Source organism: Trinickia sp. Y13, assembly GCF_029522115.1.
GTDB lineage: Bacteria > Pseudomonadota > Gammaproteobacteria > Burkholderiales > Burkholderiaceae > Trinickia.
Window position 1 is genome coordinate 25658 of sequence record NZ_JAKWFK010000021.1, and the last position, 16323, is coordinate 41980.

The 16323-nt window shown below is 62.7% G+C and carries 16 protein-coding genes; 12 read left to right on the forward strand and 4 right to left on the reverse strand.

Features of this window, described 5'->3' with window-relative positions:
• Positions 1 to 34: 34 nt before the first annotated feature.
• The 4 genes from MMB74_RS25015 to nadC all read left to right on the forward strand — a co-directional run bounded on the left by MMB74_RS25015 (position 35) and on the right by nadC (position 5126).
• Positions 35 to 1441: a mechanosensitive ion channel domain-containing protein gene (locus tag MMB74_RS25015; RefSeq protein WP_277431352.1), complete on the forward strand. Its 1407-nt coding sequence runs from the start codon at positions 35 to 37 to the stop codon at positions 1439 to 1441.
• A 217-nt stretch (positions 1442 to 1658) separates the two neighbouring features.
• The gene (locus MMB74_RS25020; RefSeq protein ID WP_277431353.1) at positions 1659 to 2855 is read left to right on the forward strand and encodes an acyl-CoA desaturase; all 1197 of its coding nucleotides are present in this window, start codon (positions 1659 to 1661) and stop codon (positions 2853 to 2855) included.
• A 146-nt stretch (positions 2856 to 3001) separates the two neighbouring features.
• Positions 3002 to 4135, forward strand: a complete 1134-nt coding sequence (nadA, locus tag MMB74_RS25025) for a quinolinate synthase NadA (RefSeq protein ID WP_277431354.1) — start codon at positions 3002 to 3004, stop codon at positions 4133 to 4135.
• An 88-nt stretch (positions 4136 to 4223) separates the two neighbouring features.
• A complete protein-coding gene (nadC, locus tag MMB74_RS25030; protein ID WP_277431355.1) occupies positions 4224 to 5126 on the forward strand; it encodes a carboxylating nicotinate-nucleotide diphosphorylase in 903 nt (300 codons plus the stop codon).
• A 189-nt stretch (positions 5127 to 5315) separates the two neighbouring features.
• On the opposite strand, the gene nadB is transcribed toward nadC, so the two are convergent.
• The 4 genes from nadB to radC form a co-directional block, all read right to left on the reverse strand.
• Entirely contained in the window at positions 5316 to 6914 is a 1599-nt protein-coding gene (nadB, locus tag MMB74_RS25035) for an L-aspartate oxidase (protein WP_277431356.1), read from the reverse strand.
• Between the two features lie 176 nt (positions 6915 to 7090).
• Positions 7091 to 7258, reverse strand: coding sequence for a 50S ribosomal protein L33 (gene rpmG / locus MMB74_RS25040; protein ID WP_004185395.1), 168 nt, complete (start codon positions 7256 to 7258; stop codon positions 7091 to 7093).
• An 11-nt stretch (positions 7259 to 7269) separates the two neighbouring features.
• The gene (rpmB, locus tag MMB74_RS25045) at positions 7270 to 7503 is read right to left on the reverse strand and encodes a 50S ribosomal protein L28 (RefSeq protein ID WP_277431357.1); all 234 of its coding nucleotides are present in this window, start codon (positions 7501 to 7503) and stop codon (positions 7270 to 7272) included.
• A 224-nt stretch (positions 7504 to 7727) separates the two neighbouring features.
• Positions 7728 to 8450 carry a DNA repair protein RadC gene (gene radC / locus MMB74_RS25050; RefSeq protein ID WP_277431358.1) on the reverse strand — a complete coding sequence of 241 codons (723 nt, stop codon included), beginning with the start codon at positions 8448 to 8450 and terminating at the stop codon, positions 7728 to 7730.
• A 206-nt stretch (positions 8451 to 8656) separates the two neighbouring features.
• Here radC and MMB74_RS25055 point away from each other — a divergent pair, with 206 nt between their 5' ends.
• From MMB74_RS25055 to MMB74_RS25090, 8 genes are all read left to right on the forward strand, one after another.
• A complete protein-coding gene (locus tag MMB74_RS25055; RefSeq protein WP_277431359.1) occupies positions 8657 to 9112 on the forward strand; it encodes a peptidylprolyl isomerase in 456 nt (151 codons plus the stop codon).
• A 2-nt stretch (positions 9113 to 9114) separates the two neighbouring features.
• On the forward strand, positions 9115 to 10080 hold the full coding sequence (ispH, locus tag MMB74_RS25060; RefSeq protein ID WP_277431360.1) for a 4-hydroxy-3-methylbut-2-enyl diphosphate reductase: 966 nt from the start codon (positions 9115 to 9117) through the stop codon (positions 10078 to 10080).
• 669 nt (positions 10081 to 10749) lie between these two features.
• Positions 10750 to 11175 carry a hypothetical protein gene (locus MMB74_RS25065; RefSeq protein WP_277431361.1) on the forward strand — a complete coding sequence of 142 codons (426 nt, stop codon included), beginning with the start codon at positions 10750 to 10752 and terminating at the stop codon, positions 11173 to 11175.
• A 224-nt stretch (positions 11176 to 11399) separates the two neighbouring features.
• Positions 11400 to 12350 carry a branched-chain amino acid ABC transporter permease gene (locus MMB74_RS25070; RefSeq protein ID WP_277431362.1) on the forward strand — a complete coding sequence of 317 codons (951 nt, stop codon included), beginning with the start codon at positions 11400 to 11402 and terminating at the stop codon, positions 12348 to 12350.
• 17 nt (positions 12351 to 12367) lie between these two features.
• Entirely contained in the window at positions 12368 to 13537 is a 1170-nt protein-coding gene (locus MMB74_RS25075; protein ID WP_277431363.1) for an ABC transporter ATP-binding protein, read from the forward strand.
• 20 nt (positions 13538 to 13557) lie between these two features.
• Entirely contained in the window at positions 13558 to 14334 is a 777-nt protein-coding gene (locus tag MMB74_RS25080; protein WP_277431364.1) for an ABC transporter ATP-binding protein, read from the forward strand.
• Positions 14334 to 15050 carry an ABC transporter ATP-binding protein gene (locus tag MMB74_RS25085; protein ID WP_277431365.1) on the forward strand — a complete coding sequence of 239 codons (717 nt, stop codon included), beginning with the start codon at positions 14334 to 14336 and terminating at the stop codon, positions 15048 to 15050. Before MMB74_RS25080 ends, MMB74_RS25085 begins: the two co-directional genes overlap by 1 nt.
• A 110-nt stretch (positions 15051 to 15160) precedes the next feature.
• Entirely contained in the window at positions 15161 to 16300 is a 1140-nt protein-coding gene (locus MMB74_RS25090) for a branched-chain amino acid ABC transporter substrate-binding protein (RefSeq protein ID WP_277431366.1), read from the forward strand.
• Positions 16301 to 16323: the final 23 nt, after the last annotated feature.

Sequence of the window (16323 nt, forward strand, 5' to 3'; positions counted from 1 at the left end):
GGCCGGCCGTGCGTGCGGCCGGCCTCTCATCGTGATGACACAGAACCGAATCCTCTCCCATATGCTGGCCGACATCGCGCGCGATTACGGCCAGCCCGTCATGATCTGGCAGGCGTCGACGCTGCTCGCCGCGTTGCTCGTTGCATGGGGGCTCGCACGGCTCGTCGCCCGCGCTCTGGAATCGCGCCGGCGCGCCCGGCAGGAAGCGGTGCGTTTCGGCGCGGAAAGCCTGCGCAAAGCGTTGTTTCCGCTGCTTGGCGGCGTGCTCGTCTGGGGGGCGCAGACCGCGCTCGCCGAGTCCATGTCGACCTCCCTGCTGGAGCTTGCGCTCGTCCCGCTGTTTGGGATCGCGCTCATCTACCTCGTCTTTTTCATCGCGCGCCGCGTGTTCGGGCGCACCGGCCACGCCCACGCTTGGCTCTCCATCGCCGAAAAGCTCGTGTCCGTGCTGGTGTGGATCGGCATGGGCATCACCGTGCTCGGCATTCAGGACGAGGTGCTGCGCTGGATGGCGTCGGTCCGGTTCCGGGTCGGCAATGCGCATATGACCTTGCTCTCGTTCACGACAGGGCTGATGTGGGTGTGTGCCACCGTCGTGTTTGCGCTCTGGCTCGGCTCGGTCTACGAAGACCGCGTCATGCGCGCGCATTCGGTCGACGCCAATTTGCGTGTCGTGCTGTCGCGCGTCGGGCGTGCGCTGTTGCTGCTGGCGGCCGTGCTGGTCAGCTTTTCGCTGGTAGGCATCGACATTACCGTGCTTGGCGTGTTCGGCGGCGCGCTCGGCGTGGGCCTCGGTCTGAGCTTGCAAAAGATCGCGAGCAACTACGTCTCGGGGTTCATCATCTTGATCGACCGCTCGCTGCGGCTGGGCGATACGATCAACGTCGCGGGTCTGCAGGGCATGGTGACGCACATCACGACGCGTTACACCACGGTGCGGGGGTTGGACGGCATCGAGACTCTCATCCCCAATGAAAAGCTCGTGACGGACGTGGTGCAAAACCACTCCTCTTATTTGACGCGCGGCTATGCGAAGGCTGCCGTGCAGATCGCCTATACGTCCGACGTCGACCAAGCGATGGCCTTGCTCGTCGAGGCGGCGCACGGCGTCGAGCGGGTGCTGGAGGATCCGGCGCCCGCCGCCTATCTCGTGGGCTTCGGCGCCGACGGCATCAATCTGGAGCTCGGCTACTGGATCGAAGAAGCGGCCAAGGGCACGGCCGCCACCCGCTCGAGCGTCAACCGCAACATTTGGCGGCTGTTCGGGGAGCACGGCATTTCGATTCCCTATGCGCGACGCGATATCCATCTCGTCGGCGCTTTGCCGGCCGTGCTGAACGGTGCGGTCGAGCTGGCTCAGGATCCGTCCATCGGCGCTGGCGCGAACGAGATGCGCGAACCGGGCACGCCGCTCGCTCGAGATGCGGCAACGGGCGCTTGATTGTCGCTGCGGCGATATGCCGCGCGCCCCGGAAGCGGATCAACCCGCGTAAATCGGTAAAAATGGCGGTCACGCGGGCTGTTGCATCGCAAAAATTCTTTTTTGTTACAAATACTTGCGTCGATTGCAGTAAAATGCCGACAGCTATCGAAAGCTAGCTTTCATCTCTCGGCATCCGCTTTTGGTCGCGGGCGTCGTCGTAATACAGGTAAACACCTTGCTGAACACCCTTCTCGATTTTCTCGCGCACGGCTTGCTTCGTTTTTCGTGGTGGCAGATTGTGCTGTTCGCGCTCGCCGTCACGCACGTCACGATCATCGGCGTCACCGTCTATCTGCACCGCTGCCAGGCGCACCGGGCGCTCGATCTGCATCCGATCGCGAGCCATTTCTTCCGCCTGTGGCTGTGGATGACGACGGGCATGCTCACGGGCCAGTGGGCGTCGATCCATCGCAAGCATCATGCGAAATGCGAAACCGAAGAGGATCCGCATAGCCCGCAAACGCGCGGCATCTGGAAGGTGTTGCTCGAGGGCGCGGAACTGTATCGCGCGGAAGCCAAGAACGAAGAGACGCTGCGGCGCTTCGGCCACGGCACGCCCAACGACTGGATCGAGCGCAATGTCTACACGCGCTATCCCATCCTTGGCGTCAGCCTCATGATGGTGATCGACGTCGCGCTGTTTGGCATCGTCGGCCTAAGCGTGTGGGCGGTGCAGATGATCTGGATTCCGTTCTGGGCAGCCGGCGTCGTGAACGGTCTCGCTCACTTCTGGGGCTACCGTAACTTCAATTCGGCCGACGCGAGCACGAACATTTTCCCCTGGGGCATCCTGATCGGCGGCGAGGAACTCCACAACAATCACCACACGTACGCCACCTCGGCCAAGCTTTCGAACAAATGGTTCGAGTTCGACATTGGTTGGCTCTACATTCGCTTGATGTCGGCCGTTGGCCTCGCCAAGGTCAAGAAGATCGCGCCCACGCCGCGTCTGACGGCCAGCAAGCCCGTGCTCGACCAGGACACGCTGCAGGCGGTGTTGACGAATCGCTACGAGGTCATGGCGCGCTATGCCAAGACCGTCAAGCGGGCCTATCGCCAGGAGCTCGCGCGGCTCAAGGAAATCGGCGCGCGCGAAAAGTATCAATTGATGCGTGGCGCGCGCGAGTGGTTCCACAAGGAAGAAGCTGGACTCGACGAGCCGCAAAAGCGTCAACTGCCGGAAATCTTCGCCGACAGCCAAACCCTGCGCACGTTCATCGAGTTGCGTAAGGATCTGAGCGCGATCTGGGAGCGCTCGAACGCTTCTCGTGAGCAATTGCTGGCCCAGTTGCAGGACTGGTGTCATCGGGCCGAGCAAAGCGGCATCCAAGCATTGCAGGAATTCGCGATGCGCCTGCGCCGCTACGCCTGAGCGCCTGCTCACGCGAAATCCATTAAAATTTCGGTACGTCATCGACACCCCGCTTTGGCGGGGTGTTGCTTTTTGGGCCTCGTATGTTCGGGGCCTGTTTTGCGCTCGGCTCGGCTCGGCCGTCAGGCGCGATAGTGGAGAACAGGATGGACTCGGCCATCAAGACCGTCGAATTCGACAAGCCGATCGCAGGCGCCGTTTGCGGCGTCGGCCACGCTTGGGCGAAAGTGCCGCCGGCGCCGTCGCCGGAAGAGAAGCGGCAACTGAAGGCGCGCGTGCGTGAGTTGCTCGAGCGTGAAAAGGCCGTGCTCGTCGCGCACTACTACGTCGACGCGGAGTTGCAGGAACTAGCCGACGAAACCGGCGGCTGCGTGGCCGACTCGCTCGAGATGGCGCGCTTCGGGCGCGATCACGAAGCGCAAACGCTCGTCGTGGCGGGCGTACGTTTCATGGGCGAGACCGCGAAGATCCTGAGTCCCGGCAAGCGCATTCTGATGCCCGATCTCGATGCGACATGCTCGCTCGATCTCGGCTGCCCGGCCGACGAGTTCTCGGCGTTCTGCGATGCGCATCCAGATCGCACCGTCGTCGTGTATGCGAACACCAGCGCCGCCGTGAAGGCGCGCGCCGATTGGATGGTGACATCCTCGATCGGCCTCGAGATCGTCTCGCATCTGCACGCGCGCGGAGAGAAAATTCTTTGGGCGCCCGATCGCCATCTGGGCGATTACATTCGGAAGCAGACGGGCGCCGATATGCTGTTATGGCAAGGATCGTGTCTCGTACATGACGAGTTCAAAGGCATCGAGCTCGATTTGTTGAAGGCCGAGCATCCGCAGGCAAAGGTGCTCGTGCACCCTGAATCGCCCGCGAGCGTGGTGGCGCAGGCCGATGTCGTCGGTTCGACGACGCAGTTGATCGACGCCGCCAAGCGCCTCGATGCGACGCACTTCATCGTTGCGACCGACCTCGGCATTTTGCACAAGATGCAGCTCGCGGCGCCGGGCAAGACCTTCATCGCAGCACCGACGGCCGGCAATAGTGCGACTTGCAAGAGCTGCGCGCATTGTCCGTGGATGGCGATGAACGGGCTTGCGAACTTGGTCGACGTGCTCGAGCGCGGCCACAACGAGATCTTCATCGATCCATCCGTCGGCGAGCGCGCCCGCGTGCCGATCGATCGGATGTTGGCGTTCGCGGCGGCTCACAAGAAGCGCGTGCAAGCAAGCGGCGACCTCGCGCGCGACACGTCGCTGTTTGCCAACGTCGGCGCAGCGTGACGCGGCTTGCGTCCGCATCCCTTCGTTCGACATTCGCATGTCGCGGCGGCCGGTGCGGCCAGCTGCGGCGCAAAGGACTATTGATCATATGACCGTGCAACAAGCTACGGCGGCCCGTGACGTCATATCGCCGCTTTTTGCGGAGATTCACGCGCAGTACGGCGCCGCGTTCGATGCCGCGCTCGCGCGCAATGTCGCGGACGCGCTATCGGAAGACGTGGGTGAGGGCGATTTGACGGGGCGGCTCGTGCCGGCCGACTCGATTCGCGATGCGCGCATTCTGGTGCGCGAAGAGGCTGTGCTGTGCGGCGTGCCGTGGTTCGTCGCCGTGATGGAACAGGTCGATCCGTCGATCGAAATCGATTGGCGCTATCGCGAGGGTGAGCGGATGGCGGCCGATTCTGCGGTGTGCTTTCTGCGCGGGCCGGCGCGCGCATTGCTCACGGCGGAGCGCAACGGCTTGAACTTTCTGCAATTGCTCTCGGGTGTGGCCACCGCCACGCGCCGGTATGTCGATGCGATCGAGGGCACGCGCGCCCATATTCTCGACACGCGCAAGACGTTGCCTGGGCTGCGCCTCGCGCAGAAGTACGCCGTGCGCGTGGGCGGCGGTGCGAATCAGCGCCTCGCGCTGTACGACGGCATCCTGATCAAAGAAAATCACATCGCCGCGGCGGGTGGTGTCGGGCCGGCGTTGGAGGCCGCGTACGCATTGAACGCCGGGGTTTCGATTCAAATCGAAGTCGAAACGCTCGAGCAGCTCGAATCGGCGCTCGCGCACCGGGCCGAGTCGATCCTGCTCGACAACTTTTCGTTCGAGGCGATGCGCGCCGCCGTCAAGCTCACCGCTGGACGCGCACTGCTCGAAGTATCGGGCGGCGTCAATTTCGACACCGTGCGCGCGATTGCAGAGACGGGCGTCGATCGGATCTCGATCGGCGCGCTGACCAAAGACGTGCGCGCGACCGATTTCTCGATGCGGTTGCTTTAGGCCTCTTTAGCCCTCTTCACGCCAGGCAACGCGCGTTCGCAAGAACTGGAATTGGCGTGAACAGGCTCTGGCGCTAAAGAGGCGTGTGCCCCCGCCCGCCGCTGCCGCCGTGCTTGACAGAGGACGGGTTCCGATAGGGTATGTGTGGCGGGTAGCGTTTCGCGCGATCCGCCTCGCACGGTGTGCGGCTCACACTTGCCGGTTCGGAACGCGCTCGGGCGCGAGCACGGTCGGCAATGCTTTGGGCAGGGCGGACGGCCAATCGCGCGAGAAGTGCAAGCCGCGACTTTCCCGCCGTGAGCGTGCGCTGTCGACGATCAACGAAGCGACATCGACCAGATTGCGCAGCTCCAGCAGGTCGCGGCTCACTTTGAAGTTTGCGTAGTATTCCTGAATCTCGTCTCGCAGCAGCGCGAGGCGGTGCTTGGCGCGGGCCAAGCGCTTGTCCGTCCTCACGATCCCCACGTAGTTCCACATCAACCGGCGCAGCTCGTCCCAGTTGTGGGCGACGACGACTTCCTCGTCGGGATCGGAGACGCGGCTTTCGTCCCAGTCGGGCAGCGGGGCATGAGCGGCTGCGTCGAAGCCTTCGCGCTCGATCGCGTCCGCGGCGGAACGGCCGATGACGAGGCATTCGAGCAGCGAGTTGCTGGCGAGCCGGTTTGCGCCATGCAAGCCTGTGTACGAAGTTTCGCCCACGGCATACAAGCCGGCGAGGTCGGTGCGTCCCGCCAAATCGGTGACGACGCCGCCACAGGTGTAGTGCGCCGCGGGCACGACGGGGATCGGATCTTTCGTGATGTCGATACCGAACTCGAGGCAGCGCGCGAGAATCGTCGGGAAATGCTCGTGCAAGAAGGCGGCGGGCTGATGGCTGATGTCGAGATAGACACAGTCGATACCGCGCTTCTTGATCTCGAAATCGATCGCGCGCGCGACGATGTCGCGTGGAGCGAGCTCGGCCCGCTCATCGTGAGCGGGCATAAAGCGCGTGCCGTCGGGCAGCAGCAACTTGCCGCCTTCGCCGCGCACGGCTTCCGTGATCAAAAACGACTTCGCGTAAGGGTGAAAGAGGCAGGTCGGGTGGAATTGGATGAACTCCATGTTCGACACCCGGCACCCGGCTCGCCACGCCATTGCAATGCCGTCGCCCGTGGCCGTATCGGGATTCGTCGTATACAAATAGACCTTGCCCGCGCCGCCCGTTGCGAGGATCGTATGGGGCGCCTCCAGCGTGACCGTTCGGCCGCTATCGATGTCGAGTGCATAGAGGCCATGGCAGCGGCGGCCCGGCAGACCGAGGCGATCGGATGTGATGAGATCGATCGCGTAATGATCCTCGAGCAGCGTGATATTCGGGTGCTGGCGTACGCGTTCGGACAACGTGGCTACGACCGCGTGCCCGGTGGCGTCCGCCGCATGAATGATGCGGCGATGGCTGTGGCCGCCCTCGCGCGTCAGATGAAAGCCCAGCTCGGCCGCATCGTCGCGCGTGAACGGCACGCCCTGATCGATCAGCCACTCGATGGACGTGCGGCCATGTTCGACGATGAACCGTGTGGCGCCTTCGTCGCACAGCCCTGCGCCTGCGACGAGCGTATCGTTGACGTGGTTTTCGACGCTATCGGCCGAGTCCAGCACGGCGGCGATTCCGCCTTGCGCCCAGTCGCTCGCGCCTTCCGTCATCGACCGTTTGGCGATGACGGCCACGCGCCGCTTCTCGGCGAGATTCAGCGCAACGGTCAGGCCCGCCAGGCCGCTGCCTACGATTACGACGTCGAAATTCATCTGTGTTTCCCTTGTCCCCGATCCCCCGCGCGTACGCGCAGCAGAGTGCAGCCGTGTGAAAATCGCGTGGGTAAGCTTGGGAGGATACCGCGGCGCGCGACGCAATGGGGGCGCACCAAAGCAAAAGCCCCGCGCGTGGCGGGGCTTTTGGTTGTATTCGGCTCGAACGAGACCGATTACTTGATCTTCGTTTCCTTGTACGCGACATGCTTGCGGGCGACGGGATCGAACTTCATGATCTCCATCTTTTCCGGCATGTTGCGCTTGTTCTTCGTCGTGGTATAGAAGTGACCCGTACCTGCGGTCGACTCCAGCTTGATCTTGTCGCGTGCGCCTTTGGCCATGACTGGACTCCTTAGATTTCGCCGCGCGAGCGCAGATCGGCCAGCACGGTGTCGATGCCGTTCTTATCGATCAAGCGCAGACCGGCGTTCGAAACGCGCAGACGCACGAAACGGTTTTCGCTTTCCACCCAGAAACGGCGGGATTGCAGATTCGGCAAGAAACGCCGCTTCGTCTTGTTGTTGGCGTGGGAAACGTTGTTGCCGCTCATCGGCGCTTTCCCAGTTACTTGGCATACGCGTGCCATATGAGAGCACTCCTAAAACGCTTAAATTCGGGGTTCAAGCCTGGTCGGGGCCTAACAGGAAAGGGCACAAGGAAGCCGCTCAGCAACTGAGTGCGGCGACCTCCCCCAAGCTTCTGAACGAGGTTGGAAACAGGCAGACGGCGATTCTAGCAGAAAAAGCGCCGAAAAATCAAACCGAATTTGCGGACAGGCGATTTTGCCGGCGAACAAACGGCAGCCGGACCCTACAGCCAGCCGGCGCGGGCGAACGAGAAGACGTCGTGGCGCCCCACCACGAGATGGTCGACGAGCCGCACGTCGATCAGCGCGAGCGCATCGCGCAACACGTGCGTGAGCTGACGGTCGCTCGCGCTGGGTTTGACCGCCCCAGACGGATGATTGTGCGCGACGACGAGGCTGGCGGCATTGGCCTCGAGCGCGCGGCGCACGATTTCGCGCGGATAGACGGCCAGGCGCGTCAACGAGCCGCGCGAGATTTCCTCGCTGTCGATCAGTCGATGCCGAGCGTCTAGATACAGACAGAGAAACACTTCGTACGGGCGCGCGCCGATCAAAAGGCGTACGTAGTCGTGAACCGCTTCGGTCGAATCGACGAGCGGCTGCTCGCGCGCCCGCTCGGCCAGGGCGCGGCGCGCCATCTCGATGACGGCCAGCAGCACCGCGGTCTTTGCCGGCCCGATGCCGTGCACGCCGTCGAAGTCGCGCGGGGTGGCGTCGAGGATACCGCGCAGCGAGCCGAAGCGAGCCAGAAGCGAGCGCGCGAGGTCGAACACGTTGTGCCCGGGCAGCCCCGAGCCTAAAAAAATTGCAACGAGTTCCGTGTCGGACAGCGAGGCGGCCCCGCGCCCGAACAGCCGCTCGCGCGGCATGTCGCGCGCCGCCGCCCCGCGCGGGCGGCGCGGCGCTAGCGCTTTCAAGGGGCCAAGCAGGTCGGAACTAACCGGCATATGCATCTCTCATAGAAGCGTTTGATGGGTTGGGCACGGACTGTGCGCGCATTAGGCGCGCGCTGCCCGGCGCGAGGTGGCTTACAATGGAGCCTTTGTGCGGGCGCCCGTAGGCCGGGCGCCGAAACGCGCAGCGTGCGCGCCAAGCCCGCCGCAACGCGGCCCAATCGCAACGCGCATGTCGCGTTCGTCCTACGAGCTATCCCATGAGCATCATCGATATTTCAGAAGTGAAAGCGGGTTCGCATGTGACGCTTCACTACCGGCTGGCACTCGCCGACGGCGCCGACATCGTGAACACTTTCGGCGATAAGCCGGCGACCCTGCTGCTCGGCGCGGGCCAACTCGCCGAGCCGCTGGAAGACATTCTGATAGGGATGAAGGCCGGCGACCATTCGACTTTCCGGCTAGGCGAAGGGCAAGCGTTCGGTCCGCGCAATCCCGAGTTGATTCAGCGCGTGTCGCTCGCCACCCTGCGAGAAAACGGCATGGTGGGCGAGGACTTCGCGCCCGGCGACCTGATCGAATTCAATGCGCCGAGCGGCGGACGGTACGCCGGCGTGCTCAAGGAAGTCGGCGAAACGTCAGCGCTGTTCGACTTCAACCATCCGCTCGCGGGTCAGGCGCTGACGTTCGAAGTGCAAATCATCGGAATTCTGTAAACATGAGTCCGTCGGATACCTCCATCGCCGCTGTCGAGGCGGAAGTCTTGCTCGCCCAGCCGCGCGGCTTCTGCGCGGGGGTGGACCGTGCTATCGAGATCGTCGAGCGCGCCATCAAGCTGTTCGGCGCGCCCATTTACGTGCGCCACGAGATCGTTCACAACGCCTATGTCGTCGAAGATTTGCGCAAGAAGGGCGCTGTCTTCGTCGAGCAGCTCGACGACCTCCCGGCGGGCAGCACCGTCATCTTCAGCGCGCATGGGGTGTCCAAAGCCGTGCGGGAAGAGGCCGAGGCGCGCGGGCTGCGCATCTACGACGCTACCTGTCCGCTCGTGACGAAAGTTCACATGGAAGTGGCGAAGATGCGCCAAGAGGGACTCGATATCGTGATGATCGGGCACAAAGGGCATCCCGAGGTCGAGGGCACCATGGGGCAGTCGGGCGAGGGCATGTATCTCGTCGAGAGCGCAGAAGACGTCGATGCGCTAGAACTATCCGATTCGTCGCGCATTGCATTCGTCACCCAGACGACCTTGTCGGTGGATGACGCCGCGGACATCATCGCCGCGCTCAAGGCGCGCTTTCCGCACATCCGGGAACCGAAGAAGCAGGACATTTGCTACGCCACGCAGAACCGGCAAGACGCCGTCAAGTTCATGGCGCCGCAATGCGATGTCGTCATCGTGGTCGGCAGTCCCAATAGTTCCAATTCCAACCGGTTGCGCGAAGTGGCCGAGAAGCGCGGCGTCCCCGCCTATATGGTGGACTCGCCCGATCAAATCGATCCGGCCTGGGTGGAAGGCAAGCAGCGCATCGGCGTGACGGCTGGCGCCTCGGCGCCGGAGGTGCTCGCCCAAGCGGTCATCGGGCGGCTGCGCGAACTCGGTGTGCGCAACGTGCGCGCGCTCGAAGGCATCGAGGAGAACATTGCTTTTCCATTGCCGCGCGGGCTCTCGCTCCCGAACTGACGTGCACGCGGGCGAATGTGCGCCGCGTGGGAACCTCGTTGCGGGCGTTGGGGTTTCCCCTGATTACCGTGTTTTTCCCAAAAAAGCGCGCCCCTTGCGGTGCGCTTTTTTATTTTCCGCAAGCGCGTAAATCCGAAGGTTGCTCCCAATAAACGAGGAAATGTCGCAACTAGGTTGCGACGTGCACCAAATAAGGGTCCCAAAAAAAGGTTGCAATGCAGGAAAACCCTGGCGATTCAGCATATTGGCCGCTCGGCAATTGGAGTTACAATGCGCGCGTCCTCAAGGTCCCTGGGCCTTTTGGCACCGGTATTGAGTAAGGCGCGGGAGACCTAGTTAATGCAAGTCAAGTTTGCTTACGCCGCATCGAGCAAGACGAGAGGCGGCGAGGCGAGCATCGGTGACGCGGCACGGGCCGTCGCGGCGCCGACGAGTGAGACGGCGGCTATTGCCACCTTGGAAAGCATCCAGGGGTGGGCGGTCGAGTCCGCGCCTTTCGTTCAGGAGAAAAAAAATAAACTGCGGGCGGCATCGCGGTCGGATCGACGCGCACGGCCGCCTTGCCGGCGCAGCATGTCGCGTGCGAGGGCGCCGGCGCTTCTACCCACCCGCATCGGACGCGCCCGGCCCAGCGCACGCAGGTATGGCAGAATTTTTTCGGCGAGTGTGTTGCCTGCAGCGCAGGCCACGCTCGAAATCGGAGCAACAATCCTTGCAGGCGGTGTGCGTGCCCGCAAGGTGACGTCGCCGGCGCTCGATGCGCCGTTGCGTCGCGCCGGTTTGCAGGCGGCCTCGGCCGCTGCGTGCCGGCGGCCGGATGCGGACTTCGTGCGGCATGGCGAAGCGAGCACCCGCATATTGGCGTCGGTAGCGGCGCCGTTAGCGTTCGATGCCGCTAGCGCGGCATCGAGCGCGAAGAAGTGCGCTGACTCGAGCGAAACGCCCAAGATGCAAAAGGCGATGTCCACCGCGCGCGCAAGCGAGCGACGGGGCGCCATCGCATTTGGCGGCGACGGCGGTTCGCAGAAAAGCGCCATTACGCTTCACGACTTCAAGGACGGCGCACGCGCGGTCCTCGACGTCGTGCAAGTGTAGTGACGGAGCATGGAACGCGACGGCACCGGATACCCGACGGTGCCGTTTTTGCATCCGCCTCACTGGGTCTGCCGCCGAATCACGGCTTCAGCGGTATCCGTGAGGCGGCCAACCCTTACCGGTTTTTTTATCAGTACCCGCAGTGCCGTTGCGGTTTTCGTCGACCGTCCGCGTTACAACCGGCGCGAAGCGAAAATCCAGTCGCACGGGCTAAGGAGCTTTAAATGGATATCTTCATCCAGCAGATCCTCAACGGTCTGGTGCTTGGTAGCGTCTACGCCATCATTGCGCTCGGCTATACGATGGTGTACGGCATCTTGGGCATCATCAACTTTGCTCACGGCGACGTCTTGATGGTGGGTGCGATGGTCGCGCTATCGACCATCAACGTGCTGCACAATCACTTCCCCGGGCTAGGCAACATCCCGACGCTCATCATTGGTTTGATCGTTGCGGCGATCGTCTGCGCGATCGTGGGCTACGTGATCGAGCGGGCTGCCTACAGGCCGCTGCGCCGCGCGCCGCGCTTGGCGCCGCTGATCACCGCGATCGGCGTGTCGATCCTGCTCGAAACGCTGGCCATGATGATTTGGTCGCGCAATCCGCTGCCGTTCCCGCAGTTGATTTCCACCGATCCGCTCAACGTGATCAAGGCGACCGACACGAGCGTGGGCGCCGTGATCTCGGCCACGGAAATCACGATCATCGCCGTCGCGTTCCTCGTGATGGCCGGCCTGCTCTTGCTCGTGCATAAGACCAAGCTGGGCCGCGCGATGCGTGCGATCGCCGAGAATCCGAACGTCGCGAGCCTGATGGGCGTGAACCCGAACTTCGTGATCTCCGCGACCTTCATGATCGGCTCGGCCCTGGCCGCGTTGGCCGGCGTGATGATCGCCTCCGAATATGGCAACGTCCACTTCTACATGGGCTTCATTCCCGGCATGAAAGCGTTCACCGCGGCCGTGCTCGGCGGGATCGGCAACCTCGGCGGCGCGATGGTCGGCGGCGTGGTGCTGGGTCTGATCGAACAGCTGGGCGCGGGCTACATCGGCAATCTGACCGGTGGCGTGTTCGGCAGCAACTATCAGGACGTGTTCGCATTCATCGTGCTGATCATCGTCTTGGTCTTCCGTCCGTCGGGCTTGCTCGGCGAACGTGTGGCGGACCGCGCGTAAGGGCAAGGAGCTAGAAAATGACTTCAATTCAACCGATCGAGCCGTCCACGACGCTCATTCCCGAGAAAAACGCCACCAAGACGCTCGTCGTCGGCGTGCTGACCGCCATCTTCGTCATCGCGGCGCCCATGATCATCGGCGCCGCTGGCGGCAACTACTGGGTTCGCGTGCTCGACTTCGCGATGCTCTACGTCATGCTGGCCCTTGGCCTGAACGTGGTGGTGGGCTTCGCCGGTCTGCTCGACTTGGGTTACATCGCGTTCTACGCGGTCGGCGCCTACACGGCGGCCCTGTTGACCTCGCCACATCTGTCCACCCAGTTCGAGTGGATCCACAACATTTGGCCCAACGGCCTGCATCTGTCGTACTTCCTGGTCGTGCCGATCGCAATGGGTCTCGCGGCACTGTTTGGGGTGCTACTGGGCGCGCCGACGCTGCGTCTGCGCGGCGATTACCTGGCTATCGTGACGCTCGGCTTCGGTGAAATCGTGCGGATCTTCATGAACAACCTGGACCGTCCGGTCAACATCACGAACGGGCCGCAAGGCATTACCGGCGTGGATCCGGTGCATGTCGCAGGCTTCAGTCTCGCGCAAACGCACACGATCTTCGGCGTGCAACTGCCCTCGGTCTATCTCTATTACTACCTGTTCGTGCTTTGCTCGTTGCTCGTGATCTGGGTGTGCACCCGTTTGCAGCATTCGCGTATCGGTCGCGCCTGGGCGGCGATCCGCGAAGACGAAATCGCAGCCAAGGCCATGGGCATCAACACGCGCAACGTGAAGCTGCTCGCCTTTGCGATGGGGGCGTCGTTCGGCGGCCTCTCCGGTGCGATGTTCGGCGGCTTCCAAGGCTTCGTGTCGCCCGAGTCGTTCACCTTCTGGGAATCGGTCGTCGTGCTTGCTTGCGTGGTGCTCGGCGGTATGGGTCACATTCCCGGCGTGATTCTCGGCGCGGTGCTGCTCGCCATCTTCCCGGAATTCCTGCGCTCGACGATGGGTCCGCTGCAACATTGGATCTTCGGCCACCAGATTCTGGACACGGAAGTGATTCGTCAGCTGCTTTACGGCCTGGCGATGGTTCTCATCATGCTGTATCGCTCGGAAGGCCTGTGGCCCGCGCCGAAGCATGAGGACAAGATCGCAAAATTGGCCAAGCGCAGCGCCAAGAAACCTGTGCGCGCGTAAAGAGCGGAGGAACACGCAAAATGAGCAACAAAAGCATTCGTTTGTCCGTGACGGGCGTGAACAAGCGCTTCGGCGGCTTGCAAGCGCTGTCGGACGTGGGCCTTCAAATCGAAGAAGGCACGATCTATGGCCTCATCGGCCCGAACGGCGCCGGCAAGACCACGTTCTTCAACGTGATCACTGGCCTGTACACGCCCGATTCGGGCGAGTTCAAGCTCGATGGCGAGAACTACACGCCCACCGCCGTGCACCAAGTGGCTCAAGCCGGCATCGCCCGGACGTTCCAAAACATTCGCCTGTTCGGCGGCATGACTGCCCTCGAGAACGTGATGGTGGGCCGCCACGTGCGGACCAAGCACGGGCTGATCGGCGCGGTGCTGCAAACGCCGGCCGAGCGTAAGGAAGAGCGCGAGATCAAGGAGCGCGCGCTCGAACTGCTCGAATACGTGGGGGTGCTGCAGTACGCCGATTACACGGCGCGCAATCTCTCGTACGGGCACCAGCGCCGCTTGGAAATCGCCCGCGCGCTCGCAACGGATCCCAAGCTCTTGGCATTGGACGAGCCGGCTGCGGGTATGAACGCGACGGAAAAGGTCGAGCTTACGCGCTTGCTGGAGAAGATCCGCGACGACGGCAGGACGATTCTGCTGATCGAGCACGACGTGAAGCTCGTGATGCACCTGTGCAATCGCATGACGGTGCTCGATTACGGCAAGGTGATCGCCGAGGGTCTGCCGCAAGACGTGCAGAAGGACCCGAAGGTGATTGAGGCATATCTGGGCGCGGGGGTCCACTGATGGCTACGGCAATGTTGAAAATCAAGGGCCTGCAAGTCAATTACGGCGGCATTCAGGCAGTCAAGGGCGTCGACATGGAAGTCGCGCAAGGCGAGCTGGTCACGTTGATCGGCGCCAACGGCGCGGGCAAGACCACGACGATGAAGGCCATCACCGGTCTGAAGCCGTATTCGGCGGGCGACATCGAGTACATGGGCCAGTCGATCAAGGGCGTGCCGGCGCATGAACTGCTCAAGCGCGGCTTGGCGATGGTGCCGGAAGGCCGCGGCATTTTCGCGCGCATGTCGATCATCGAGAACATGCAAATGGGCGCGTATTTGCGCAGCGATAACGACGGTATCCAAAAGGACGTCGATCGCATGTTCGGCTACTTCCCGCGTTTGAAGGAGCGCGCGAAGCAATTGGCCGGGACGCTCTCGGGCGGCGAGCAGCAGATGCTGGCGATGGCGCGGGCCATCATCAGCCGTCCGAAGCTGCTGCTCTTGGACGAGCCGTCGATGGGCCTGTCGCCGATCATGGTCGAGAAGATCTTCGAAGTCGTGCGCGACATCTCGAAGGAAGGCTTGACCGTGCTGCTCGTCGAGCAGAATGCACGCCTTGCGCTGCAGGCGGCTAACCGCGGTTACGTGATGGATTCTGGTATGGTCACGATGTCGGGCGATGCAAAGCAAATGCTCGACGATCCGAAGGTGCGGGCCGCTTATCTCGGCGAATAACGCCACTCTCTCGCGCGCCCGTGCATTCCAGCACGGGCGCCGTCAAAGGGCCGCCACGGCCCGCAGCAGCATCGTTTTAAAACCCGATCTAAAAAAAGGGAACTACAACAGTGAATAAGTCGCTTCTCACCGGCTGCGCAGCAGCAGCCGCGCTTTCTTTCGCGCTTTGCAATTCCGCTCAAGCCGATACGATCGTCAAAATCGGCCACGTCGCGCCGCTCACGGGCGGCTCGGCTCACCAGGGCAAGGACAACGAAAACGGCGCTCGTCTCGCGATCGAAGAGATCAATGCGAAGGGCCTCGTGATCGGCGGTCAGAAGGTCACGCTGGCGCTCGACCCGCAAGACGACGCGGGCGACCCGCGTCAAGCCACGCAAGTTGCGCAAAAGCTGGTCGATGACAAGGTCGTTGCCGTTGTCGGCCATGAAACGTCGGGCACGTCGATTCCCGCTTCGAAGATCTACAGCGATGCGGGCATCGTCCAAATCTCGCCGTCGGCCACGAATCCGAAGTACACGCTGCAGGGCTTCAAGACGACCTACCGCGTCGTCGCGACCGATGCGCAGCAAGGCCCGGCGCTGGCGAACTATGCCGCGAAGGACCTGCACGTGAAGAAGGTTGCGATCGTCGACGATTCGACGGCGTACGGCCAAGGTCTCGCGCAGGAGTTCGAGAAGGCCGCGAAGGCTGCCGGCTTGAACGTCGTGTCGCACGATGCGACGAACGACAAGGCCGTCGACTTCCGCGCGATTCTGACGAAGATCAAGGGCGAGAACCCCGACGCCATCATGGTGGGTGCGATGGACGCGACGGGTGGCCCCTTCGCCAAGCAAGCCAAGCAGTTGGGCCTGCGCGCGAAGATCCTCGCGGGCGATGGCGTTTGCACGGCTAACATCGTCGACCTGGCCGGCCCTGCCGCCGACAACATCGTTTGCTCGCAAGCCGGTATCGGCCTCGACCAGATGAAGGGCGGCTCGGATTTCGCGGCCAAGTACAAGAAGCGTTACAACCAGGACGTCGTGTTGTATTCGCCGTACACGTACGATGCCGTGTATATCGTCGTCGATGCGATGAAGCGTGCGAATTCGGTCGACCCGGCGAAGATCCTTGCCGCGATGCCTACGACCGATCACAAGGGCGTGATCGGCGAGACGACGTTCGATGCGAAGGGCGACCTGAAGCACGGCGTGATCTCGATCTACGGCTACAAGGAAGGCAAGCGGACCTTCATCAACAAGGTCTCGATGTAAGCCATCGATGTAGATGAGCGGTT

What these genes read in the sequence shown, in the direction of transcription:
- MMB74_RS25055 (WP_277431359.1), top strand. Translation starts at nt 8,657, where the DNA reads ATGAGCATCATCGATATTTCAGAAGTGAAAGCGGGTTCGCATGTGACG.
- ispH (WP_277431360.1), top strand. Translation starts at nt 9,115, where the DNA reads ATGAGTCCGTCGGATACCTCCATCGCCGCTGTCGAGGCGGAAGTCTTG.
- rpmB (WP_277431357.1), bottom strand. Translation starts at nt 7,503, where the DNA reads ATGGCACGCGTATGCCAAGTAACTGGGAAAGCGCCGATGAGCGGCAAC.
- radC (WP_277431358.1), bottom strand. Translation starts at nt 8,450, where the DNA reads ATGCCGGTTAGTTCCGACCTGCTTGGCCCCTTGAAAGCGCTAGCGCCG.
- nadB (WP_277431356.1), bottom strand. Translation starts at nt 6,914, where the DNA reads ATGAATTTCGACGTCGTAATCGTAGGCAGCGGCCTGGCGGGCCTGACC.
- nadC (WP_277431355.1), top strand. Translation starts at nt 4,224, where the DNA reads ATGACCGTGCAACAAGCTACGGCGGCCCGTGACGTCATATCGCCGCTT.
- nadA (WP_277431354.1), top strand. Translation starts at nt 3,002, where the DNA reads ATGGACTCGGCCATCAAGACCGTCGAATTCGACAAGCCGATCGCAGGC.
- MMB74_RS25080 (WP_277431364.1), top strand. Translation starts at nt 13,558, where the DNA reads ATGAGCAACAAAAGCATTCGTTTGTCCGTGACGGGCGTGAACAAGCGC.
- MMB74_RS25070 (WP_277431362.1), top strand. Translation starts at nt 11,400, where the DNA reads ATGGATATCTTCATCCAGCAGATCCTCAACGGTCTGGTGCTTGGTAGC.
- MMB74_RS25075 (WP_277431363.1), top strand. Translation starts at nt 12,368, where the DNA reads ATGACTTCAATTCAACCGATCGAGCCGTCCACGACGCTCATTCCCGAG.
- MMB74_RS25015 (WP_277431352.1), top strand. Translation starts at nt 35, where the DNA reads ATGACACAGAACCGAATCCTCTCCCATATGCTGGCCGACATCGCGCGC.
- rpmG (WP_004185395.1), bottom strand. Translation starts at nt 7,258, where the DNA reads ATGGCCAAAGGCGCACGCGACAAGATCAAGCTGGAGTCGACCGCAGGT.
- MMB74_RS25085 (WP_277431365.1), top strand. Translation starts at nt 14,334, where the DNA reads ATGGCTACGGCAATGTTGAAAATCAAGGGCCTGCAAGTCAATTACGGC.